This is a genomic window from Hwanghaeella sp. (assembly GCF_965227365.1).
GTDB lineage: Bacteria > Pseudomonadota > Alphaproteobacteria > UBA8366 > Aestuariispiraceae > Hwanghaeella.
Window position 1 is genome coordinate 4,229,363 of record NZ_OZ245754.1, and the last position, 23,115, is coordinate 4,252,477.

Annotated in this window: 19 protein-coding genes and 1 tRNA gene; 9 read left to right on the top strand and 11 right to left on the bottom strand. The window is 61.2% G+C overall.

Annotated elements, in window-relative coordinates; all coding sequences use genetic code 11:
• Positions 1-215: 215 nt before the first annotated feature.
• Positions 216-1,139, top strand: a complete 924-nt coding sequence (locus ACQK2G_RS19345) for a LysR family transcriptional regulator (protein ID WP_425406677.1) — start codon at positions 216-218, stop codon at positions 1,137-1,139.
• A gap of 235 nt (positions 1,140-1,374) precedes the next feature.
• On the opposite strand, the gene ACQK2G_RS19350 is transcribed toward ACQK2G_RS19345, so the two are convergent.
• From ACQK2G_RS19350 to ACQK2G_RS19380, 7 genes are all read right to left on the bottom strand, one after another.
• Positions 1,375-1,451: transfer RNA gene (locus tag ACQK2G_RS19350), tRNA-Ile, on the bottom strand.
• A gap of 100 nt (positions 1,452-1,551) precedes the next feature.
• Complete coding sequence (locus ACQK2G_RS19355) at positions 1,552-3,042, bottom strand: RimK family protein (protein WP_425406678.1); 1,491 nt, start codon at positions 3,040-3,042, stop codon at positions 1,552-1,554.
• Between the two features lie 14 nt (positions 3,043-3,056).
• Positions 3,057-4,172, bottom strand: coding sequence for a GNAT family N-acetyltransferase/peptidase C39 family protein (locus ACQK2G_RS19360; RefSeq protein ID WP_425406679.1), 1,116 nt, complete (start codon positions 4,170-4,172; stop codon positions 3,057-3,059).
• 176 nt (positions 4,173-4,348) lie between these two features.
• Complete coding sequence (locus ACQK2G_RS19365; RefSeq protein ID WP_425406680.1) at positions 4,349-5,752, bottom strand: hypothetical protein; 1,404 nt, start codon at positions 5,750-5,752, stop codon at positions 4,349-4,351.
• Between the two features lie 19 nt (positions 5,753-5,771).
• A complete protein-coding gene (gene rpoD, locus ACQK2G_RS19370; protein ID WP_425406681.1) occupies positions 5,772-7,748 on the bottom strand; it encodes an RNA polymerase sigma factor RpoD in 1,977 nt (658 codons plus the stop codon).
• 155 nt (positions 7,749-7,903) lie between these two features.
• Complete coding sequence (gene dnaG, locus ACQK2G_RS19375) at positions 7,904-9,775, bottom strand: DNA primase (RefSeq protein WP_425406682.1); 1,872 nt, start codon at positions 9,773-9,775, stop codon at positions 7,904-7,906.
• Positions 9,776-10,005: 230 nt separating this feature from the next.
• On the bottom strand, positions 10,006-10,467 hold the full coding sequence (locus ACQK2G_RS19380; protein WP_425406683.1) for a GatB/YqeY domain-containing protein: 462 nt from the start codon (positions 10,465-10,467) through the stop codon (positions 10,006-10,008).
• Positions 10,468-10,670: 203 nt separating this feature from the next.
• On the opposite strand from ACQK2G_RS19380, the gene carA reads away from it, so the two are divergent.
• Positions 10,671-11,849, top strand: coding sequence for a glutamine-hydrolyzing carbamoyl-phosphate synthase small subunit (carA, locus tag ACQK2G_RS19385; protein ID WP_425406684.1), 1,179 nt, complete (start codon positions 10,671-10,673; stop codon positions 11,847-11,849).
• 7 nt (positions 11,850-11,856) lie between these two features.
• Here the strand turns inward: carA and ACQK2G_RS19390 are convergent, their stop codons facing one another.
• The gene (locus ACQK2G_RS19390; RefSeq protein WP_425406685.1) at positions 11,857-13,071 is read right to left on the bottom strand and encodes an O-antigen ligase family protein; all 1,215 of its coding nucleotides are present in this window, start codon (positions 13,069-13,071) and stop codon (positions 11,857-11,859) included.
• A gap of 242 nt (positions 13,072-13,313) precedes the next feature.
• Between ACQK2G_RS19390 and carB the strand changes: the two genes are divergently transcribed.
• The 3 genes from carB to ACQK2G_RS19405 all read left to right on the top strand — a co-directional run bounded on the left by carB (position 13,314) and on the right by ACQK2G_RS19405 (position 17,470).
• Positions 13,314-16,577, top strand: a complete 3,264-nt coding sequence (gene carB / locus ACQK2G_RS19395; RefSeq protein WP_425406686.1) for a carbamoyl-phosphate synthase large subunit — start codon at positions 13,314-13,316, stop codon at positions 16,575-16,577.
• Between the two features lie 106 nt (positions 16,578-16,683).
• Positions 16,684-17,157: a transcription elongation factor GreA gene (gene greA / locus ACQK2G_RS19400; RefSeq protein WP_425406687.1), complete on the top strand. Its 474-nt coding sequence runs from the start codon at positions 16,684-16,686 to the stop codon at positions 17,155-17,157.
• An 88-nt stretch (positions 17,158-17,245) separates the two neighbouring features.
• Positions 17,246-17,470, top strand: coding sequence for a hypothetical protein (locus ACQK2G_RS19405; protein ID WP_425406688.1), 225 nt, complete (start codon positions 17,246-17,248; stop codon positions 17,468-17,470).
• Between the two features lie 27 nt (positions 17,471-17,497).
• On the opposite strand, the gene ACQK2G_RS19410 is transcribed toward ACQK2G_RS19405, so the two are convergent.
• Positions 17,498-17,989, bottom strand: a complete 492-nt coding sequence (locus ACQK2G_RS19410) for an Lrp/AsnC family transcriptional regulator (protein WP_425406689.1) — start codon at positions 17,987-17,989, stop codon at positions 17,498-17,500.
• A 280-nt stretch (positions 17,990-18,269) separates the two neighbouring features.
• On the opposite strand from ACQK2G_RS19410, the gene ACQK2G_RS19415 reads away from it, so the two are divergent.
• The 4 genes from ACQK2G_RS19415 to ACQK2G_RS19430 all read left to right on the top strand — a co-directional run bounded on the left by ACQK2G_RS19415 (position 18,270) and on the right by ACQK2G_RS19430 (position 21,659).
• Entirely contained in the window at positions 18,270-19,298 is a 1,029-nt protein-coding gene (locus ACQK2G_RS19415) for a mitochondrial fission ELM1 family protein (RefSeq protein WP_425406690.1), read from the top strand.
• Positions 19,299-19,448: 150 nt separating this feature from the next.
• A complete protein-coding gene (locus ACQK2G_RS19420) occupies positions 19,449-20,348 on the top strand; it encodes a LysR family transcriptional regulator (RefSeq protein ID WP_425407672.1) in 900 nt (299 codons plus the stop codon).
• Positions 20,349-20,406: 58 nt separating this feature from the next.
• The gene (locus ACQK2G_RS19425) at positions 20,407-20,784 is read left to right on the top strand and encodes a carboxymuconolactone decarboxylase family protein (protein ID WP_425406691.1); all 378 of its coding nucleotides are present in this window, start codon (positions 20,407-20,409) and stop codon (positions 20,782-20,784) included.
• A gap of 2 nt (positions 20,785-20,786) precedes the next feature.
• Positions 20,787-21,659 carry an NAD(P)-dependent oxidoreductase gene (locus ACQK2G_RS19430; protein WP_425406692.1) on the top strand — a complete coding sequence of 291 codons (873 nt, stop codon included), beginning with the start codon at positions 20,787-20,789 and terminating at the stop codon, positions 21,657-21,659.
• Positions 21,660-21,680: 21 nt separating this feature from the next.
• On the opposite strand, the gene ACQK2G_RS19435 is transcribed toward ACQK2G_RS19430, so the two are convergent.
• Both ACQK2G_RS19435 and ACQK2G_RS19440 read right to left on the bottom strand, forming a co-directional pair.
• Positions 21,681-22,463, bottom strand: coding sequence for an N-acyl homoserine lactonase family protein (locus ACQK2G_RS19435; RefSeq protein ID WP_425406693.1), 783 nt, complete (start codon positions 22,461-22,463; stop codon positions 21,681-21,683).
• Positions 22,464-22,518: 55 nt separating this feature from the next.
• Complete coding sequence (locus ACQK2G_RS19440) at positions 22,519-23,100, bottom strand: D-sedoheptulose 7-phosphate isomerase (protein ID WP_425406694.1); 582 nt, start codon at positions 23,098-23,100, stop codon at positions 22,519-22,521.
• Between the last annotated feature and the right edge of the window lie 15 nt (positions 23,101-23,115).

Genomic DNA, 23,115 nt, shown 5'->3' on the forward strand with positions numbered 1-23,115 from the left:
CGACGCATCGCCAGTTCGCTGCCCGGCCACCGGGCCGGATACCCCCACAACATTCACGATGCTCTCGCCGCCTTGTTGATTTTTCTTGAATACTGGAGTGGAAGCGTTAGGTGGGTGACGAATAAAGTCAATTTAAATAGAGTTATATGAAATTTCGATTTCCTTATAACGAAGCTGACACCAATGAGGCTGGCATGCGCGTCAAGAGAAGGCATATGGAGGTTTTTCACGCTTTGATGGAGGCAGGATCCGTCTCCCGGGCAGCGGAAAGACTGAACCTGACGCAACCGGCAGTCAGCCTGGCTCTGTCGGCTTTCGAGAAGGAACTCGGCTTCCCCTTGTTCCATCGCTCGAAAGGGTTTTTCGCGCCCACCGGCGAAGCTCATGCCTTACACGCGGAAACCGAGGTGGGGTTACTGTCTCTTGCGCGGATCGAAAGGCGCGCGGCCGAGATCGCCGCCGGCCGGGTGGGCAGTATCACCATCGCCAGCAACGGGGCCGTGGCGATCAACCTGCTGCCCTGGCTGATCGCGGATTTTCAGAAACACTATCCTGAGATTTATGTGGACCTGAAGATCCGCAGTTCCCGTCAAATCGCCATGTTCGCAAGCGGTCGCCAGGTGGATATCGGCCTGATTGATGCCCCCGTCCCGGTCGGCGGCCTGGACAGCATCATATTCAAACTGCCCTGTGTTTGCGTCTTCCAGGAAGGGGACCCGCTGGGCAAGGAAGACGTCATTCGTCCCGACATGCTGGACGGCCGGTCTATCATCGCCATCACGGGCGACCACAACGTGGACAAGGAAGTCGATGCCCTGGCGGCCGAAGCCGGTGCGCGAATAGAACGCCGGGTATCCTGTTCCTATTTCGCCATAGCCAGAAATCTGGTGCGCGCCGGTGCCGGCATCGCCCTGATCGACGCTTTGAACGGCACCCGAAAACTGGAGGACGGAACGGATTGGCGGCCCTTCGAACCGCGCATCCATTTCGAACTGGCTTTGATCGCGCCCGCCGACCAACCGATGGAAACCGCCGCAAGCACCTTCCATTCCGTGCTGGTCGATTACCTGTCCGCCTTTACCGAACTTTCAGAACCGGGCGACCCGGGCAGTTTGTTCCGGTCCGCAGGCCCCGGTTAGCAAGCCCCGGTTAGCAGGCCCCCGGCGGCCTATTCATGCCGCAAGGCTTCGATCGGGTTCAAATGCGCGGCCCGCCGCGCCGGAAAATAGCCGAAAGCGGCAGGACGAACCGAGATAAATCGATCTGGAACAGAGAACCCTGCAAACAATCGGCACGCCGCTTGGCTCGAGTGTGTTACCCATGTCTAAGGTACGTTCTGTTACCCATGTGTCCGGGTCGGACAAATCGGGAGGATGGTGGGCCCGGCAGGACTCGAACCCGCGACCAAACCGTTATGAGCGGTCCGCTCTAACCAACTGAGCTACAGGCCCCCATCAAAGGACGGTCCGGGGCGTGCCCGGATCCGTTTCGCGTATAGCAAAGCCGCACCGGCTATGCCAGTCAAAGCTTCGCGGAACCCGATACAATATATTACCGGGTTTCCTCGATCCGCCGTATGAAGTCGCGGACGATGATTCGCCAGAGCTCCTCCTTCAGCAGTTTGTCCTCGACCCCGCCATCCAGATTGGGGTTGTCGTTTACCTCGATCACCACGGCCCGATCGTCGATCAGCTTGCAATCGACGCCGTAGAGCCCCTTGCCGATCGGTTTCGCGGCGGCCAGCGCCACATCGAGGATCGCCGGCGGTACCTCCTCGATCGGAACGGTCGAAAATCCGCCTTCGTCCGGACCGCCCTTGGCGGCGTGATTGACGATCTGCCAATGACCGCGCGCCATGAAGTATTTGGAGGCGAAAATCGGCGTGCCGTTCAGGATGCCGATACGCCAGTCATAGTCGGTCCGCATATATTCCTGGGCCAGAATCAGGTCGGAGTTTTCCAACATCTCCTTGGCCAGGGCTATCATCTGGGTCTGATCGTCAGCCCGCTTCACCCCTTTGGAAAAGGCACTGTCCGGTACTTTCAAGACAACCGGATAGTCGCTTTCCTTGGCAATCCGCTCCAGGTTTTCCTTGTCGATCACCGCAGTCTTGGGCGCCGGGATATTGTGGGTGCGGAACAGCTCAGCGAGATAGACCTTGTTGGTGCAACGCAGGATCGAGACCGCGTCGTCGATACAGGGGATACCTTCCTGCTCGGCCCGTTTGGCGAAACGGTAGGTATGGTGATCCAATGCCGTTGTCTCGCGGATGAAAAGGGCATCGTATTCGGCGAGCCGCGCCAAGTCCCGCTGGCCGATCGTCTCCACTTTCACGCCGAGTGACGCGCCTGCACGGATCAGACGCTCGATGCCAAGCTTGTTTGTCGGCGGCATCGCCTCCTTCGGGTCGATCAGAACGGCAATCGTGTATCGGGGCGGGCGGGCTTGGCCGGCCAGCGGTCGGCTGCGTTTGGTATAGGCATCAAGCCCGGTTTCGAACAATTCCCGGTCCGTGCCGCGCAAGGTGCGCCAGTTGGGGACCGTGACGTCGCGAATGCGGAAGATGGGCTTGCCGCGCTCGGTCTCCGCCTTTTCGAACTGAATCTTCAAGATCGGGCAGCGGAAGGCATCGAAGGCCGCGCGCGCCAGATTCTTGAAGCGGGGGTCGGCCGCCTGACCAAAACAGACGGTCACCGGGCCCTGCTGTTCCAATTCGGCATCCTGGTCGCTTTTGCGCCGGGCCATGGCTTTTGTCAGCAGTCGCTCCAGGTCACCCAGCGCCCGACGGTAGATCCGTTTCCACCCCACCCAGAGCATCGCCTCGGCGGATGGCATGATCTTGTCGCCCCGTGCTTCCGCGGTTAGGGCGCAGTAGTATCCCTTGCTGAGATAGCTGTAATCCGTGCACAGGTTCACCAACCGCGTCCGCTTGGAGAAAGGCTTGTCGCGGCCAAGGTATTCGCGGGCGGAAATGGTTTCCCGCCCGGGACCGGCAAACGGGAAGTCCTTCGGGTCGTCGAGAATGAAGACGGTTCGACTCACAGCCTTTCCTCCGATCAGGTATTTTTAATGACAATCGCGGCGCGCTGCTTGGCGCGGCCGTAACGGGACATGCGCTCAAAATCCTCGCGCGGGATGGGAAGCGCCATACGGTCGGTTTGACTCTGGATCACGTCAGGATCGACGAAGGGATCGTGCACATAGACGAAACGGTCATCCAATCCGACGACCACGACCCAATGCGGAACTTTTTCCCGGTCGAGCGCGTAGGTGGAGATGAGGACGATGGGCACCCCGCCCGACGCCACCACGGCCTCCAATTCCTTGAGCGACAGGGGCCGATTCTTCACCGGAATCTTCCTTGTCTTGAGCTGGGCGCGGTAGTCGTCCTGAACCAGGCGGATGATCTCCTTCTTGGCCGGGTCGCGCACCGAGTCCACGAACATGACATCCGGGTCGTGGACATTCAGGCTCACCTCGAACCCCCGATCGGCGGCGGCCAGTGCCATACCATATGGCGAACAGCCCGCCGGCCCGCGGGTCATGAAAACGGTCGTCGCTTCTCGCCACAGCCGCAACTCCTCGATACGCGATGGTTTCATCTTCGGCTGCAAGGCCGCAAACGCCATCAACAGGCAGGCAGGTCCGCAGGTAAAATCCAAACTTTGCGCATAATAGGGAAACCGTTCCAAACCACTCGGCGGCTTCCCGGCTAGCGCCTTTTCAAAGCGCAGCGCGTCGCCGCCATCCTCGTAGTATTCCGGAATCCGGCCGAACGGCCTATACCCCGCCTGGCGGTAGAGTTCGATTGCACGGTCGTTGTTTGCATGAACTTCAAGCCGCAGGAAGGCCGCTTCGTCCGCAGCTGCATCCTCGGCCGCCGAAAGAAGCCTGCGGGCATAGCCATGACCGCGCTGATCCGGGAAAACGGCGAGGGAATACAGCCTGGCCAATGATGTTCCGCGATGGAACAGCACCATGGCATAACCGATGATACGGCCCGCCGGATCGCAGAGAACCCGTGTCGCCTGGTGACCTTTGGTCAACAGGTGCCGGAAGCTGCGGCGGCTGATCCGGTCGGTCTCGAAACATGTCTCTTCGCAAACGACCAGGCCGTCCACGTCATCGGGTGTCGCGGGTCGAATGTCGAAAGAGGCCAGGACGCCGTCCATTCTTGTTACCTTCGGATCGGGTCATTCGCGCCGTCGCGATGCCAGATCCGGAAATCAGACTGCGCGCTATAATACCATTTCCGCCCGCAGGATAGCGGAAATCCTCTGCGTGTTCTGCACAGGCGCCCCCGGGCGATTGCATGGCTTCGCGCCAATAGGATATGGCCCCGCCCGGGTCATTGTCCAACCGCCTCCAGCGTTACCGCGACAGCCTGCTGCAAGGGGTCTGGCTGCGCCGCGATCCCGAGACCGACCGAGAAATGCCCCTGTTCGCGGGTCCACCAATTCCCGGCGGGAATATCCCAGCGCCTTACCAGATCGCGTCCCGAAGTGAAGGGTGTGATTTCATCCATCGTGCCCAGCGCGACACAGATCCGGTTCGGTGCAATGCAGGGCGCGTCTGCGGCATCCAGCAGACGGGCCCAATGGGACACCGTATCCTCGGTCCATCCCGCGGCCTTCAATCGGTCCGGAACGCCCATCTGCCCGGTCAACGATCCGCGGAACGCGACGTCCACCAGGGATGCGGCCGGCGCGATCAACAGGGCGCTGTCCGGTCGCGCCTGCACCGGCCAGCTTCCCGCCCAGCTCAGCAACTGCATGGCAGTCAAAGCGCCGAGGCTGGTCCCGACCAACAAGACCGGGCCCGGTTCGCCCCCCGCCGCGACATCCCGTGCGCGGGCCCAGGCGATCAGGCGCCCTACCTCGCGCACATGGGTCCAGGAATAATCGAGCAAACCACCGACGCCGCGACCCAGGATCGGTTCGCCGCCATAGCGGCCGGGCAAGGCGCGCCGCGTGTGCCAAGGCCCATGCGGCTCAATCACGCGGAATCCTTGGTCCAAAACCCAATTGGCGATGGCCGGATGCTCGCCCCATTGCTCGGTTTCCATGCCGATGCCATGCAGGAACAAGACAGTGGCCTTCGCCGTTGACCCCACCCGTTCGATCACACGGGCTTCCGCCGGATGGAGATCCTTGCCGCCCATTGGCGCATCGAACCGCAGCCATCGAAACTCGGTCGTGCCGGCCCGGACGGCACGGCTTTCCATGACCGGCGTATCCAGGTCCGGCTGAAATCCACCATCGGGGTCGGACAATCGCGGCCGATGCCGTAGCGATACGACCTCCTCGTCTTCAACGGCGAACCGGGCTGCCGGAAACGAGCGTTCCAGATGTCCCGGCAGGAAACCGGCGCGCATGCCCATAAAGGCGCGCGCATGCCTGAGCCGCACCCGTTCCAAACGCGCCGGCTGGTCACCCGGATTGGCATCGATATCGCCGAACAGACCCTCTTCCCAACGCGACAGCGCTTGCGCGTATCGTTCCCCGGCCTGTGCGGTCAGCCGAAGCAGCCCGGCGGGAACCGCCCGGCGAGATTGTCCGTCGTCGAGATTGGCCCGGAACCGGTCGGGATCTCCGCCCGACACAGACGCGGCGGCCCACGCCGCCGAAAGAGGAAAAAACAGGCGCGCGACCGCTGGCGTCGCGACCCGGTCGAACCAGGGACGGGAAATGAAGGAAACCAGGGATCGTTCGACGGGGCTAAGCACAGCGATGTGTACCGCCCCGTCGTTCATGGATCTCGATCCGGCCGGATCAGTAGTCGAGGAAGCTGCGCAGTTTCCGGCTGCGTGACGGATGCTTCAGCTTCCGCAGCGCCTTGGCTTCGATCTGGCGGATACGTTCACGCGTCACCTTGAACTGCTGACCGACCTCTTCAAGCGTGTGGTCAGTGTTCATGCCGATGCCGAACCGCATGCGCAGGACGCGTTCTTCACGCGGCGTGAGCGAGGCCAGGACCCGCGTCGTCGTTTCCCGCAGGTTGGACTGGATCGCCGCGTCCGCCGGCAGGATCGCGTTCTTGTCCTCGATGAAATCGCCGAGATGGCTGTCTTCCTCGTCCCCGATCGGGGTTTCGAGGCTGATCGGCTCTTTCGCGATTTTCAGGACCTTGCGGACCTTTTCCAGCGGCATGTGCAGCTTTTCGGCCAGCTCTTCCGGGGTCGGCTCACGGCCGATTTCGTGCAGCATCTGGCGCGAGGTGCGAACAAGCTTGTTGATCGTTTCGATCATATGGACCGGGATACGGATCGTCCGGGCCTGGTCGGCGATCGACCGTGTGATCGCCTGCCTGATCCACCAGGTCGCATAGGTCGAGAACTTGTAGCCGCGGCGGTATTCGAACTTATCGACCGCCTTCATCAAGCCGATATTGCCCTCCTGAATAAGATCCAGGAATTGCAGGCCGCGGTTGGTGTACTTCTTGGCGATCGAGATCACGAGACGCAGGTTTGCCTCGACCATTTCCTTCTTGGCGCGCGCGGCTTCGCGCTCACCCTGCTGAACGGTCGAGGTGATGCGGCGGAATTCGCCGATCGGCATGGCCGCATCTTCGGTGATCTCAGCCACCTCGTTGCGGATGTTCTCGATCTTGCGGCGGCTGCGTTCGACGAAATGCGCCCAATTCTTGTTGATGCCGGCGACTTCGTCGATCCAGTTCGGGTCCAGTTCGTTGCCGTAATACTTTTCGAGGAAATCCTCGCGCTTGACCTTTGAATCGAGCGCCAGGCGTAGCAGCTTGCCTTCGGCGGCGGTCAGACGCTTGTTCAGCTGATAAAGTTCCTCGACCAGCTGTTCGATCCGCATGTTGTTCAAGCGGACGGATTTCAGCAGTTCGACCAGGTCCTTCTTGTGCTTTTCATAAGTCCGCTCGGTCGATGCGGAGGGCGCCTCGCCCTTTTGCAGGGATTGCAGGCGCTTGTCCTGCGCCCGCTGCAGCTTGGCATAGGTCGAGGCAATTTGTTCGAAAGTTTCCAGGACGGTCGGCTTCAACAGCTGTTCCATGGCCGCGAGGGACATGTTGTTTTCTTCACTGTCCTCGTCCGACTCCTCGCCGTCTTCGTTCTCGCCCTCGGCCTTTTCGGAGGTTTCGTCCTCCTCCTCGTCCTCATCGGACTCGCCTTCTGCGACTTCGCCTTCCGCGACCATCTCACCGTCACCGTCGGGACCGCCGCTCATCGTGGCGTCCAGGTCGATGACGTCGCGGAGCAACATCAATTCTTCGACGAGAGAGTCGTGCCATTCGGTAATGGCGCGCATGGTCAGCGGGCTTTCGCACAGCGCGCCGATCATTTTCTCACGGCCGGCCTCGATCCGCTTCGCGATGGCGATTTCGCCTTCACGCGAGAGCAGTTCGACCGATCCCATTTCGCGCAGATACATACGGACCGGATCGTCGGTGCGGCCGACATCGTCATCCGCGATGTTGCCGGCGGCGGATTGGTTCGATTCCGTCTCGTTATCGTCGGATTGTTCCGAGTCATTGTCGGACTCTTCCGTATCGACGACGTTGATGCCCATTTCGGACAGCATCGTCATCGTATCTTCGATCTGTTCGGAGGAAACCTGTTCCTGCGGAAGCGCCTCGTTCAGCTCGTCGATGGAGATGAACCCCCGCTCCTTCGCTTTCGCGACCAGCTTCTTGACCGCTTGTTCGATCACGTCCAACAGGGGACCGTCGGTCTGTTCATCACCGGATTCGGAACGATCTGTCGCTTCTGCTTTTGTTGCCATTGGCTATATCCCTACCGCCTAACCGCCATGCGATATTGACGCATAATCCTTTTAACAGGCTGGAGCCCGGCCGTCCGCCAGGCTTTCAACCCTACCGTTGCCGCCCAATCCGTCATTGCGGCAGGCGGCACACAAAAACCTAACGTGACGACACTCTAGTGAGTGTCGTCATCTCCGTCGCACAAATCCCTTTCACCGTCCGAGAACGTGTCGTGAAAGGCAACCACCCGAGCTTCGGCCACTTCATCACTCGCTCCGCGAGCTGCCGTTTCCAACTCACTCTGAAGAGTTTCCTGGGAGCGGAGGCGCAAGATGTGTTCGATCAGCGATCTGGCTTCCGCGTCGGGCGCGTCCGCCCGTGCCTGCCGGGCCAAGTCCAGGACCTCACGATTGCGGACCAACCGCAAGAGCTGCTCGCTCCCATTGTCAGCGAAGTGGTGGTTAATGGCCTCGACGTCAAGATCTACCCCGATGGTCGACATGTTCTGAAGGGCCTGCAATAGCTTGTCAAGATCGGCATCGAACTCCACCAGATGCAAATCCTCGTCAAAATCGGGCAGCAGGGATGGATGATTCAGCAGCGCCGCGAGAAGAACCTGTTGGCGGCGGCGGGACATGCCGGGCTTGATCCGCATGATCCGCTTTGACTGCGGCGGCTGGATCGGCCGGCCATTCGCGGTTCGACCGATGCCGCGGCCGCCGCGGAATCCGTCGTTTCGCCCTTGTCCGCCCTGCCCCCCGCGGGCCTGCCGGAAAGCCGCCCAGGCGCGGTCGTTGAAGGTTCGGAAATATTCGCGGCGGACACCCTCGTCTTCGATCTGGCCCGCAAGTTTCTTCAAACGGTCGTCCAGGGCGGCCCGCCGCTCCGGCGTATCGACGGGCTGGCTGCCCGCTTCGGACCGCCAAAGCACGAGATCCAGCGGCTCCGCCGTATCGACCAGCGACGTGATGGCTTTCGGGCCCTGGCCGCGAACCAACGTATCGGGATCCTCACCCGCCGGCAGGAAAGCGAATCGAAGGCTTTTGCCCGGTTTCAGCAGGGGCAGCGCCCGCTCCGCCGCGCGCAGGGCCGCCCGCAAACCGGCATCGTCCCCATCCAGGCACAGAACCGGCTCGTCCGCGAACCGCCACAGCAACTGCAGTTGATGCTCGGTGATGGCGGTGCCGAGCGGGGCGACCGCCGCCTCCAGGCCGAATTCCGCCAATGCGATGACGTCCATATACCCTTCGACGACAAGCACGGTCTGGCCGTCATGGGCCGCCTGCCGGGCGTTTTGCAGATTATAGAGCGTCCGGCCCTTGTCGAAGAGGGCCGTATCCGGGGAATTGACGTATTTGCCGACACCGGCGGCCTTGGCGTCGCCCATGAAACGCCCGCCGAAGGCGATGACCCGGCCGCGGGAATCCAGGATCGGGAATTGGATACGGTCCCGGAAAAACGGATATGGGCTGCCGCCCCTGTCGGAGCGACGAATGAGGCCTGTTTCCAACAGCTCCTGTTCCCGGACGCCCGCCTTTGTCATGGCATCCTTGAAAGCCCCGCCATCTCCCGGCGCATATCCCAGCCGAAACGCCGCGATCGTCTCGTCCTTCAAGCCGCGTTCCTTGAGGTAGCGCAGGGCCTCCCGCCCCGCGTCGGAGCGCAGCGCGCGCTGAAAAAAGCTGCAGGCCGCCTCGGCCGCGTCAGTCAGTCCGCCGCGACGCTCATCCGCCGCTTTTTGCTCCGGGCTGCGCTGCGGCATGTCCAGACCGGCATCGGCGGCCAGCCGCTCCACCGCCTCGGGGAAGGTCAGACCTTCCGTTTTCATCAGCCAGGTGAAATGGTCGCCATGTTCGCCGCTGGAGAAACAGTGGAAATAGCCCTTGTCTTCGCGGACATGGAAGGAGGGCGATTTTTCATTCACAAAGGGCGACAGGCCCCACCAATCGTCCCGGCCACGCTGTTTCAACTGGACGCGCCGACCGACCAGGCCGCTCAGGGAGACCCGCGCTCTCACTTCATCCAGGAAACCCGGGGGAAACGCCATAACCCATGCCTTCGCGGCTCATCCGGTCAACACGTCCTCGCGCGGCCGGCCCCGCGATTCAAATCTGTCCAGAGGTGGCCCGCCCTGCCGCCGATCCGCGACTGTCGTCCGTCGGTTCGTGCAGTGGGAAGCCAAGCCACAGGGAACGGGGATAAAGTACCGCCAAATCGCGGACCTTCCAAGCGGCCGCTGACTCACTCGACGGGAATGCCCCACCGACCGATCGCGGATCAGGAAAGGCTCGCCTTGACCAGGCCGGCCGCCTTGCCGAAGTCCATCTGACCTGCGTAACGAGCCCGCAATTCGGCCATCACATTGCCCATTTCCTTCAGGCCCGACGCGCCGATCTCGCTGATGATCGCGTCGATCGCGGCCTTCATCTGGGCTTCGTCCATCTGTTTGGGCAGGAACCGTTCGATGACCTCGATTTCGCCCCGCTCGCCCTCGGCCAATTCCAGCCGGCCGCCTTGTTCGTACATGGTGATGCTTTCGCGCCGCTGCTTGATCATCGTCTGCAGCATCAGCAGTAGCTCATCATCGCCGATCCCCTCGGTCGCGCCTTTTCCGCGCGCCGCGATGTCGCGATCCTTGATCGCCGCCAGGATCAGCCGCAGCGTTCTTGTCCCCACGGCATCCTTGGATTTCAGCGAATCCTTGAGCGCCTGATTGATGGAATCCCGCAATGACGACATGTCCCCTCCACACTATTCCCGTAAGCGGGCCGTCATATCCCTGCCCGGCAGGCGAGAGACCCTAATGGAAAGCGTCTGGCCTCGCAACCATTGCCGATCCTGTAAGCATCTGAAATAGAATGATAATTTTATTTCGTGGCGTCTTGATTTTTATGCTCTGCTGACATATGTGTCTCCCGCGACGCGCTAAAGGACTGATTTCGATGACAGACAATGCTTCCGGGATGACGCCTCCTCCAGGCGCCACAGCCGTTCTCGTGCTTGCAGATGGGAGCGTCTTTTGGGGACGCGGTGTAGGTGCCGCGACCGCCAAGGCCGGCGAGGTCTGCTTCAACACCTCGCTCACCGGGTATCAGGAGATCATGACCGATCCGTCCTATGCGGGACAGATCATCACTTTCACCTTCCCGCATATCGGCAATGTGGGCACGAATCTGGAAGATATCGAGACGACGACGCCGGCCGCCCGCGGCTGCATTCTGCGCGCCGATATCACCGAACCGTCCAATTTCCGCGCCGTCAGTCATCTGGACGGCTGGCTCAAGGCACAGGATCTACCGGGCATCGCCGGGATAGACACCCGCAGGCTGACCCGGCGGATCCGGGACGGCGGCGCGCCGAACGGCGTCATCGTTCATGCGCCCGACGGCGCTTTCGACATCCCGGCCTTGCTGAAGCAAGCCCAGGAATGGCCGGGGCTGGAAGGCATGGATCTGGCCAAGGAAGTCAGTTGCCTGCAGACCTACGAGTGGTCCGAAACCGCCTGGACCCTTGGCCAAGGCTATGGCCAGTTGAAGGATCCGAAGTTCCATGTCGTGGCGGTCGACTACGGTGCGAAAAGGAATATCCTTCGCTGTCTGGCCGATCTGGGGTGCCGGGTGACAGTCGTCCCCGCGACCTCGACGGGCGACGACATCCTGCGACACCAGCCGGATGGCGTATTCCTTTCGAACGGCCCCGGTGACCCGGCGGCCACCGGAACCTATGCGGTCCCGGCGATCAAACAGGTCCTGGACAAGGACATTCCGGTCTTCGGGATCTGCCTCGGCCACCAACTGCTTGCTTTGGCGCTGGGTGCGGAAACCAAGAAAATGCATCTTGGCCATCGCGGCGGGAACCATCCGGTCAAGGACCTGGAAACCGGAAAAGTCGAAATCACCAGTCAGAACCACGGCTTCGTCGTGCGGGACGACAATCTGCCCGAGGGTGTCGAGAAGACCCATGTCTCGCTGTTCGACGGTACGCTCGAGGGGATTCGGGTGAAGGGTCGTCCGGTCTTCTCGGTGCAATATCATCCGGAAGCCTCACCGGGCCCGCAGGACTCGCATTATCTGTTCCTGCGGTTCGTCGAACTGCTGGAAGAGCGCAAGGTTCCGGCCTGAGCCGATCCTAGTCTTCCTGGTCGTCGCGGCCCGAGACACGCGTCCGGGCAAGTCCGCTCAACAGGGCGACGACCAGCAATTGCGCCGAAACCCACCATCCCTGCCACGCGCCGAAGCTTATCGACGAGATGGTCAGGGCCGAAACGATGAAGGCGATCCCGGGCCCCAGCAAACCGGCCGGTTGTAGCAATCTGGCGAACCGATAGGCGGCGACCGACAAGGTCGCGGCGACCAGCACCATCCCGATCAGCCCCATTTCCAGGAACACCTGCAGAAATGCATTGTGTGGATGCAGCGGCAGGGATTCCCCTTCTCCCTCCACCGTCCCGTCCGGACGGAGGAACACCGCGCTCGTATCCCCGCCGGGAATCGACCGACTGGTTCCAATACCCCACCCCATCACGGGCTTTTCCACCGCCTTTTCGGCGCTGAACGCCCAGATGAAGGCCCGGTGCCTGATACCTGCATCAACCGTCGTGCTAAGCGACCATTCCCGCAGATCATTGTGGATCACCGCCAGCCCCAGCGGCTGCGCCACGGTAAACACCAGGATAGCGGCCACCACGAGGTGCGGCCCGAACCGGCGCAACGCCATGTAGACAATCCACGCACCGAGCCCAAGCACCAAGGCCAATACCGACGCCTTGTTGGAAAGCAGCAGCACGGCGGCGACCGACAGGGCAACAAGCGCAACCGATACTTTCCGCCCGAAACGCCCATCGATCAGCGTGATCGTCGGCAGCAGCAGGAGAACGAGAAGGGGCCCCGTCCGATCATAGGGATCGCCACCTTCCTTCAAATGCGGCCCGATCGAGAATCCGATGGCCGCGTCCATGACGATCAGACCGGAAGCGCAAAAGATCGCGCCTGCAATGATCAGGACCCCTCTCTTGCCCACCCTGATGCCCGGCAGGACAATCGCCACCACCGCGGCCAGGGCAATCATCAGGAACAACCTGAACGTCCGCTCCAGGCTCAATCCCGGGTCCAACGACCACAAGACGCTGGCGAACGCCCAGGCCAGCAGGGCGGCGGCGAGACCGATCGGCAGAAGGCCCTTCCGCGCGAGGCGAAAATTCCGCCAGTTCAGAACGGCGATCCCGACCGCGTAGAGCATGACAAGGGGCGCAATGGCTTGCGGCGACAGAACCGCCGCCGCGAAACTGCCGGCAAACACAACGACGGTGAACACATTGCCGTAAATTCTAGCGTTTTCGATCACTCGGGCCTCGACAGGAGGGTCGTCAATCTGGATCACCCTCATCGGCCAGGGCCCGGATCGACTGCGGGCCGGCGCGACAGGAGCGGTCTGGCCGGCAGGTCCGGCCCGACAGGTCCGTACTCGGCGGCGCATTGAATTGCAATGCCGACTGGTCATATCCGGGCCCATACGATAAAGGAAGCGCCGACTGCGGGACCGGTCCATTCGGTTCGCCAAATTCTCACAGTTCTCGGGATTTCATCATGCCTAAGCGGGAAGACATTGACGCCGTCTTGATCATCGGGGCCGGACCCATCGTCATCGGCCAGGCTTGCGAGTTCGATTATTCAGGTACCCAGGCCTGCAAGGCGTTGCGTGAATGCGGCTACCGCGTCGTGTTGGTCAATTCGAATCCGGCGACGATCATGACCGATCCGGACACGGCGGACGCGACCTATGTCGAACCGATTACGCCGGCCACGGTCGAGCGCATCCTGGAGAAGGAACGCGTCGCGTATCCGGACGAGAAGCTGGTCGTCCTGCCGACCATGGGCGGACAGACCGCGCTGAACACCGCACTGGCGCTGGACAAGTCCGGCGCCCTGGACCGGCTTGGCGTGGAGATGATCGGCGCGAAGGCGGACGTCATCGACAAGGCGGAAGACCGGCAGCGCTTCCGCGAGGCCATGGACAAAATCGGTCTGGAGAGCCCGCGCTCGCAGATGGTCGCCAATGTGGACGAGGCGTTGGCCGCGCTCGACACCGTCGGTCTGCCCGCCATCATCCGGCCGTCCTTCACCCTGGGCGGCACCGGCGGCGGCATCGCCTACAACCGGGAAGAATTCACCAACCTGATCCATACCGGCCTGCGTGCCTCACCGGTCGGCACGGTGCTGGTGGAGGAATCGGTCCTGGGCTGGAAGGAATACGAGATGGAGGTCGTCCGTGACGGCGCGGATAACTGCATCATCATCTGCTCGATCGAAAATATCGACCCGATGGGCATTCATACCGGGGATTCGATCACCGTCGCGCCGGCCCTGACGCTGACCGACAAGGAATACCAAATCATGCGGAACGCATCGATCGCCTGCCTGCGGGAGATCGGTGTCGATACGGGTGGTTCGAACGTTCAATTCGCCGTCAATCCGGAGAACGGCCGTTTGGTGGTCATCGAGATGAACCCCCGCGTTTCCCGGTCCTCCGCCCTGGCGTCGAAGGCGACCGGTTTCCCGATCGCGAAAGTGGCCGCGAAACTCGCCGTGGGTTATCGCCTCGACGAATTGGACAACGACATCACGAAGGTCACGCCGGCCAGCTTCGAGCCGTCGATCGACTATGTCGTCACAAAGATGCCGCGTTTTACCTTCGAGAAGTTCCCGGGCGCCGAGGCGTTGCTGAGCACCTCGATGAAATCGGTCGGCGAGGCGATGTCGATCGGTCGAACCTTCAATGAAAGCCTGCAGAAAGCCCTGCGGTCCATGGAGACCGGCCTGACCGGTCTGAACGAAGTCGCCATTGAAAACGCGGAAGATCCGGATTCGATCCGTTATGCCTTGTCCAAGCCGACGCCGAACCGCCTGCTGGTGGTCGCGCAGGCCCTGCGTCACGGGGTGTCGGAAAAGGACATTCACAACGCCTGTAAGATCGACCCCTGGTTCATCGACCGGTTGAAGGAAATCGTCGATGCCGAGGAGGAGGTCCGGAAGAACGGCCTGCCGACCACGAGCCAGAGCTTCCTGCAATTGAAGAAGCTCGGTTTCTCGGACGCCCGTCTCGCGGAACTCGTCGGGGGAACCGAGGAGGATGTCGCCGCGGCACGCCGGGCGCTTGACGTCCGCCCGGTCTTCAAACGGATCGATACCTGCGCCGGCGAATTCCCGTCGCCCACGCCCTATCTGTATTCCTGCTACGAGGGCAACGGCCTGGAACCGGCCGAAACGGAAGTCGAACCCACCGATCAGAAGAAGATTTTGATCCTGGGCGGCGGACCGAACCGAATCGGCCAGGGGATTGAATTCGATTATTGCTGTGTCCACGCGGCCTACGCGCTGTCGGAAGCGGGTTTCGAGACCATCATGGTCAACTGCAATCCGGAGACCGTGTCGACCGATTACGATACGTCGGACCGGCTTTATTTCGAACCGCTGACCGGCGAGGACGTGGTTGAAATCGTCCATGCGGAAATGGAGAAGGGATCCGTCCTCGGCGTCATCGTTCAGTTCGGCGGTCAAACACCTCTGAAACTGGCCGCCGCGCTGGAGCAGGCAAACATCCCGATCCTCGGCACATCGCCGGATGCCATCGACCTGGCCGAAGACCGTGAGCGGTTTCAGGCCCTGCTGAAGAAAATTCAGTTGAAGCAGCCGCCGAACGGCACCGCGAAATCCGAGGAACAGGCGGTGAAGATCGCATCGGAAATCGGCTATCCGGTCGTGCTGCGTCCGTCCTATGTGCTTGGCGGCCGGGCAATGGAAATCGTACACGATGAGCAGGACCTGCGGCGCTACATCAACACGGCCGTCAACGTATCGGGCAAGAACCCGGTCCTGGTCGATTTCTATCTGCGCGATGCCATCGAGGTCGATGTCGACGCCCTTTGCGACGGCGAGGACGTCTATGTCGCCGGCGTCATGGAGCATATCGAGGAAGCGGGCATTCATTCGGGCGACAGCGCCTGTTCTCTTCCGCCTTACTCCCTCAAACCCGAGATTGTTGCGGAAATGGAACGCCAGACCCGCGAACTGGCGCGTGGGCTGAACGTCGTCGGTCTGATGAACGTCCAGTTCGCCGTTCAGGACGGGCAGGTCTTCATCCTGGAGGTCAATCCGCGCGCAAGCCGCACGGTGCCCTTCGTCGCCAAGGCGACGGGCGTCCCGATCGCGAAGATCGCGTCCCGGGTCATGGCAGGCGAAAAGCTTTCCGCCTTCAGCCTGGGTGCACGTCCCGTGTTCAACCATGTCGCCGTGAAGGAAGCGGTCTTCCCGTTCAGCCGTTTCCCGGGCGTGGATGTGATGTTGGGCCCGGAAATGAAGTCGACGGGCGAGGTCATGGGCCTCGATTCCGATTTCTATCGCGCTTTCGCCAAGGCACAGTTCGGATGCGGCGCCGACCTGCCGACCGAAGGCAAGATCTTCATCTCGGTAAAGGATTCCGACAAGCAGGCCATGCTGGAACCGGCGAAGGCGCTGTTGGAGCTGGGCTTCGCCCTGGTCGCGACGCGGGGAACCGCGGGGTACCTGCGCGAACAGGGGCTTGAGGTCGCGGAAATCAACAAGGTCCTGGAAGGCCAGCCGCATATCGTCGACGCGATCATCGACGGCGATATCAAGCTCGTCCTGAACACCACCGCGGGCAAGAAGGCGATCGAGGACTCGTTCTCGCTGCGCCGGGCGGCTTTGACGCGGTCGGTCCCCTATTACACGACGGTCGCGGGTATCCGCGCTGCCGCGTTTGCCATGAAGGCCGTCGCCAAGGGTGGGCTTGAAGTTGCGTCGCTTCAGTCATATTTTAAGGATGCTTCCTGACATTTTGGAAGATTCTTCCGGGCCGGCTTGACCGGCTCTGTCTATTTTATGGAGGGGCGCACGGCCGATTGGGCAACGAGAGCCGTGCACCGCTATAGGTGGGACGATGGAAAAAGTACCTATGACTTTGGAAGGCTATGAAGCCTTGCAAACCGAATTGAAGATGCTGAAGGGGACCGAACGTCCCGCGATCATTCAGGCGATCGCCGAAGCGCGCGAACATGGCGACCTTTCCGAGAACGCGGAATACCATGCCGCCCGGGAACGGCAGAGCTTCGTCGAAGGCCGCATCGCCGAGTTGGAAGACAAGACCAGCCGTGCCGAAATCATCGACCCGACGAAACTGTCGGGCGATCAGGTCATGTTCGGCGCCACCGTCGTCATCGCCGATTGCGATACCGACGAAGAGAAAAAGTATCAGATCGTCGGAGAATCCGAATCAGACATCGCCGGCGGAAAGCTGGCGGTTACCTCGCCCATGGCCCGCGCGCTGATCGGCAAGTCGGTCGGCGACGTGATCGAAGTCCATTCGCCGGGCGGCACCAAGGACTACGAGATCGTCAGCGTCGAGTTCAAATAGACGCGATCAAGCACGTCTTTTCGTGACGGATATGGAAAGAGGCGCCTATTAAGAAGCGCCTCTTTGCCTTTTTGACAGGATACGGATCATGTCCCTGGACTTCTTGGACAGTTGGGTTGCCTGGGTGAATGCCGCCACCGGCGTCGAGTTCTCCCTGCACGGATGGCTTGCGTTCATTCTGGGCGCGATCGGAGTCCTGGTTCTGAATGTGGGACTGATGTTGCTGGTGATCCGATCCAACAGGCAGGGACATGACGAGGTGGCCGACGAAGTCGGCCGCACGACAGGTCATCACAAGGTTGTCGGGGATTGAGGTAGATCCAGCGCCCGGATCCAGCCCTTATTCCTGCGGGTCGGGACTGGTATCGATCGGCACGCCGAATGCCTGTTTGGAATGGCGGATCGTGATCGCCGAGCGGACATGCGCCACATTCGGGGCGGCTGTCAGCTCATTGGTCAGGAACTTGTTGTAGCTGGCCAGGTCCTCGGCGACGACCTTCAGCAGAAAATCCGTTTCCCCCTGAAGCATGAAACACTCGCGGACGAGCGGCCATCCCGCCACGCAATCCTCGAATTTCACCAAATCGGATTCTGCCTGGCTGGTCAGACCGACAAAGGCGAATACCGTCACGCCGTATCCCATCAATGCCGGGTCGATATCCGCGTGATAGCCACGGATATATCCGGATTCCTCCAAAGCACGGACGCGCCGCAGGCAGGGGGGGGCCGAAATCCCGGCCCGGCTTGCCAGTTCCACATTTGTCATCCGGCCGTCGGATTGCAGGTCATCCAGGATTCTGCGGTCGATTTGGTCCAGCTTTTCGCGGCGCACGAATGGTCCCCTTGGCGATAAAAAGTAAATGTTCGGGCCACTACTTGGGCCGACCGACGGGTTTCCGCAAGTGTCCGCGACCCGTTCTGGCTGGCAACGTCGTATTACAGAAGGGGGTAATTTCGCAAGATTATTATCAAATTTTCCGCCAGGAAATCACTCTCCAGCCGGTTGAACCTCGCCCCGCCGGAGGGCCTTCGGAATGGCACTGTGCCTGCAAGTTTGTTAGACCGGCTATCAGCCATTTCACCCCTTTCCCAACTGGTGCGGAAACAGGCATATGCCAGCCGACGACAAGACCAAGCAGACCACGCGCATGGAGCCCGATGCCCAAACCGGCAACAGGACCTGCTGGGTCATCACAGACGACCGGGCCGGCACGATCGCCCAGGCGATCGGTCTTGCCGAAGCCGTAGGCTTTCCCTTCGAACATAAACAGATCGTCTTGCGGCAGCCGTGGCGCAGCCTGCCGCCCGCCTTGTGGCCGGCCGGTATCTTCGGGCTTAACGCCGCAGAGAGCGCGGCACTGACCCCGCCCTGGCCCGATCTGGTGATTTCCTGCGGGCGAAAAGCCATCGGCCCGGCATTGGCGGTCAAGCGGGCCAGCGGGGGCAAAACGAAGGCTGTTCATATCCAGCACCCGCATATGCCGCTGGGGCGGTTCGACCTCGTGGCCGTCCCCGGTCACGACAACCTGTCAGGACCGAATGTCATCGTCACGACCGGCGCGATCCACCGTGTTTCCAGGACAAAGCTGGAGGATGCGCGGCACCAATTCGCCGGCCGCTTCGATCACCTGCCCCGCCCATTGATCGCGGTGCTGATCGGCGGCAGCAACAAGGCCTTCACGATGACGCGCGCCATTGCGGAACGCATGGCCGCCGACATCACGCATTTGGCCGACCGGCTGGGCGCCAGCCTGTTGATTACCGCCTCGCGCCGGACCGGGGCGGAGAACGAAGCCATCCTGCGCAACGCGATGACCGGTTCAAACGTCTATTTTTGGGATGGGTCGGGTGAAAACCCCTATTTCGGGTTCCTGGCCCTTGCCGATGCGATCCTCGTGACGGGCGATTCGGTCAATATGGTCTCCGAGGCGGCGAGCAGCGGTAAGCCTGTTTTCATCATCCCCCTGGAAACCGCGCCGGGTGCCGAGCGGGCGGCCGGCAAGTTCGAACGGTTTAGGCATCAAATGATCGATCAAGGTGCGGCACGCATGTTCGATGAGAGGGTCGAGATCGACGCCCCGGCCGCACCGCTTGACGAGACGGCACGTGTGGCCGCTGCGGTCAAAGCGCTTTTTCCATAGCCGATATCCGGCCGGAATGAGGAACTTGCACTGGCGGTAATGCAATCAAGCCCCTAAAGTTCCCGCACCAGGACGGTATTCCAACCGGGGTGCCCGCTGGGGGAGAAAACTCAAAAGGCCAAAATCCGAGTTGGAGCGGACATCATGCCGATGGACTGGGACAAGCTTCGTGTGTTTCACGCCGTTGCGGAAGCGGGCAGCTTCACGCATGCGGGTGACACGTTGAACCTGTCGCAGTCTGCCGTCAGCCGCCAGATCAGCGCGTTGGAAGAAAGCGTGAAGGCGCCGCTTTTTCATCGCCATGCCCGCGGATTGATCCTGACCGAGCAGGGCGAGTTGCTGTACCAGACAGTAAGGGACGTCTTCCACAAGCTGTCCATGGCCCAGGCGCAGTTGGCGGAAAGCCAGGACCGGCCGACAGGCCCGCTGAAGGTGACCACCACGATCGGGTTCGGGTCCACCTGGCTGACGATGCATATGAAGGAATTCATCGAGCTCTATCCAGATGTGGACGTGACGCTGTACCTGACCGACGAAGAGGTCGACCTGGGCATGCGGAAGGCCGATGTGGCCATTCGCATGAAGGAGCCGCGCCAGCCCGATCTGATCCAGCGCCCGCTGATGAATGTCCGGTCCACGATCTGGGCCACGAAGGAATATCTCGACCGGCGCGGGCGCCCGCAAACACCGGAGGACTTGGACGATCACGACCTGATCGTCTTCGGTGAGGATACGCCGCTGCCGGTCGCAAGCATGAACTGGCTGCTTTCCCTCGGCGCCAATCCGCAGACTCCCCGCCGACCGGTTCTGCGCATCAACAACTCCTACGGCATATTCCGGGCGGCGAGAACGGGCCTGGGCATTGCATCGGTTCCGGAATACATGGCGCGCACGGCCCCCAACCTGGAACGCGTGCTGCCGGAAGTAGACGGACCGCAAACCAAGACCTATTTCGTATATCCGGAAGAACTGCGCCATTCACAGCGCATCACCGTTTTCCGCGACTTCCTGCTTCGAAAGATTCAGGATGAAGGACTGTCGGAGCGCTGACCTCGCGCCCCTCCGAAAAAGACCAAACAATCACGCAACCCTGTACGGGAGGAATACTATGGACAAGGAAAAATTCGACAAAGGACTTGAGACTCGCAAGGCCGTTCTGGGCGATGCCTATGTGGACAATTCGCTGAGCAAGGCGACTGATTTCACCATGGCATTCCAGGAATATGTCACGACCTATTGCTGGAACGACTGCTGGAACAGGGAAGGCCTGGACCGCAAGACACGCAGCATCATCAATCTGGCGATGTTGAGCGCCCTCAATCGCCCGAACGAGTTCAAGGTTCATTGCCGTGGCGCTGTAAACAACGGCGTCACCAAGGACGAAATGCGGGAAATTTTCCTTCAGATCGGCACCTATTGCGGCGTCCCCGCCGCCCTGGAAGCCTTCAAGATCGCCCAGGAAGTGTTTGACGAGATGGGCGTCTGAGCATGGCGAAGCAACATGTCGGGCTGATCGGCCTGGGCAAGATGGGCGCGCCCATGGCGGCGAATATCGCCAAGGCGGGCTATCCCCTTTCAGTCTTTGATTTGAATGAGGCGGTCAAAAAGGACGTTGCTGCCGCGACCGGGGGCAAGGCGGCGCCCGATGCCATTTCCCTGGCGCGGGACTGTAACATCGTCATCACCATGGTCCCGGACGGCAAGGCCGTACACGCCCTTCTGATCGACGGCGGCCTTGCGGATGCCGCCGCGGCCGGAACGATATTCATCGATATGAGTTCGTCCGACCCGACCGGCACCCGGGAACTCGGCAAGGAGATGCAGGCACGCGGCCTTAAATTCATCGACGCGCCGGTCTCCGGCGGCGTGAAAGGGGCGGAGAACGCGACCCTTTCCATCATGATCGGCGGCGATCCCGCCGTCATCGATGAATGCGAGGACCTGCTGTCCACCATGGGGAGTCAGTTGTTCAGAACCGGTGCGCTTGGCTGCGGCCATGCCATGAAGGCACTGAACAATTACGTTTCGGCGGCCGGAGCGGTCGCCGCGATCGAAGCCCTGCGCATGGGCGAGGCTTTCGGCCTCGACCCGACGCATATGGCCGATATCCTCAACGTCTCCACCGGCCGCAACAATACGACCGAGAAGAAGTTGAAGCAGCATGTCATCCCGCGGACCTACGCTTCCGGCTTTTCTCTCGGGTTGATGACCAAGGATATCGCAACCGCCGTCTCCGTCGGAAAAGCCACCGGCCAGGACATCCCTTTCGCGGAATCCTGCCTGGCCTATTGGGCCGATGCCTTGGAGAAAATCGGGCCCGATGCCGACCACACCGCCGTGGTCGACAAGCCCAAATCCTGACCGGCAATACCTGCGAAGGGGTCAGTCCAGTCGGACGACGATCCCTTCCAGGTCCGGCGATTTCGCCGGATAGAGGTCCATGACCTGGGGGTCGTGCCCCGGTATGATGTGATCCCGGCTGTCCGCCAGTTCGGCCAAACGGTCATATCCGGCAAGCACCGCGGCGGAATCGAAATAGTTCGGGAAGACCACCCTGCGATCCAGATGGGCGTAGAGATGCGCGGCATCGGAGGCCAGGACCACCCAACCCCGCCGCGTATTCAATCGCACGCATTGCAGCCCGGCGGTATGGCCGCCCAGGTGATGGACACTGATTCCGGGGGCCAGTTCCTCGTCCCCGTCATGGAAGACGACACGGTCGCCATAGATATTCCGAACCATGGCGCAAACCTCGTCCGGCTCGAAGAAGTGGCGCTTGCGTTCGTCCAGCATATGGCGGCCGGTCGTATAGGCCATTTCCGAATCCTGGAGATGGAATTTCGCATTCGGGAATCCGTCGAAATTTCCAACATGGTCGTAATGCATATGGGTAACGATGATGTCCTGGATAGACTCTGGCTCAACGCCCATCAACCTCAGCCCTTCCATCGGCGTCCGCAGGATCGTCCGCTTGCGCCTTTCCCCGACGGGCGGACTGATCCCGATATCGACGAGAAAGGTTCGCTCACGGCCGACACAAAGCCAGACGTAGTAGCTGATGGGTAGCGGCCCTTGATGCGGGTCGCCGCCTTCCATCATGTCCGATTCCATCGGTCCGGCGAGCGAGCCGTAGCGAATGGCATAAACCTCGAACATATCCGACATGTCGCGAACATTCCTCCGTGATTTCTTGTTCTTATGATCCCGGTCCGACGACCTGTCAGACCAGCCCGAGTTCCTTTTCCAGCCCGCCGCAGAGCATTTGGCCCAGCGTGATATGCATTTCCTGGATTCGAGCTGTGGTGTTCGAAGGAACGATCAGCAAGGGATCAGCCAATCCCACCATGTCGCCGCCGTCCCGGCCGGAGAGACCGGCGGCATGCAGCCCCATCGCGCCGGCCGCCTTCAACCCTTCGATAACGTTCGGGCTGCGGCCCGAGGTTGATATCCCGATCGCCAGATCGCCCGGGCGCCCAAGGGCGGCGATCTGCCGCGCGAACAAGGCATCGAACCCCATGTCATTTCCGATCGCCGTCAAGGCGGAGGTATCGGTCGTCAAAGCAATGGCCGCGATCGGCGCACGATCCTTGACGTAACGAACAGTCAGTTCCGTTGCGATATGTTGTGCATCACCCGCACTGCCACCATTACCGAACAGAAGTATTTTTCCACCGCCCTGAACCACCTCAACACTGAGTGCCAGCAAACGCGTGAAGTCTTCCCGCACCGAGGCGCGCGTCGCATTCGCGACGGCCATATGTTCATCAAACTCGGATTCGTAGAAGGTAGACTGTTCAGTCACATCGGCACTCCGGTC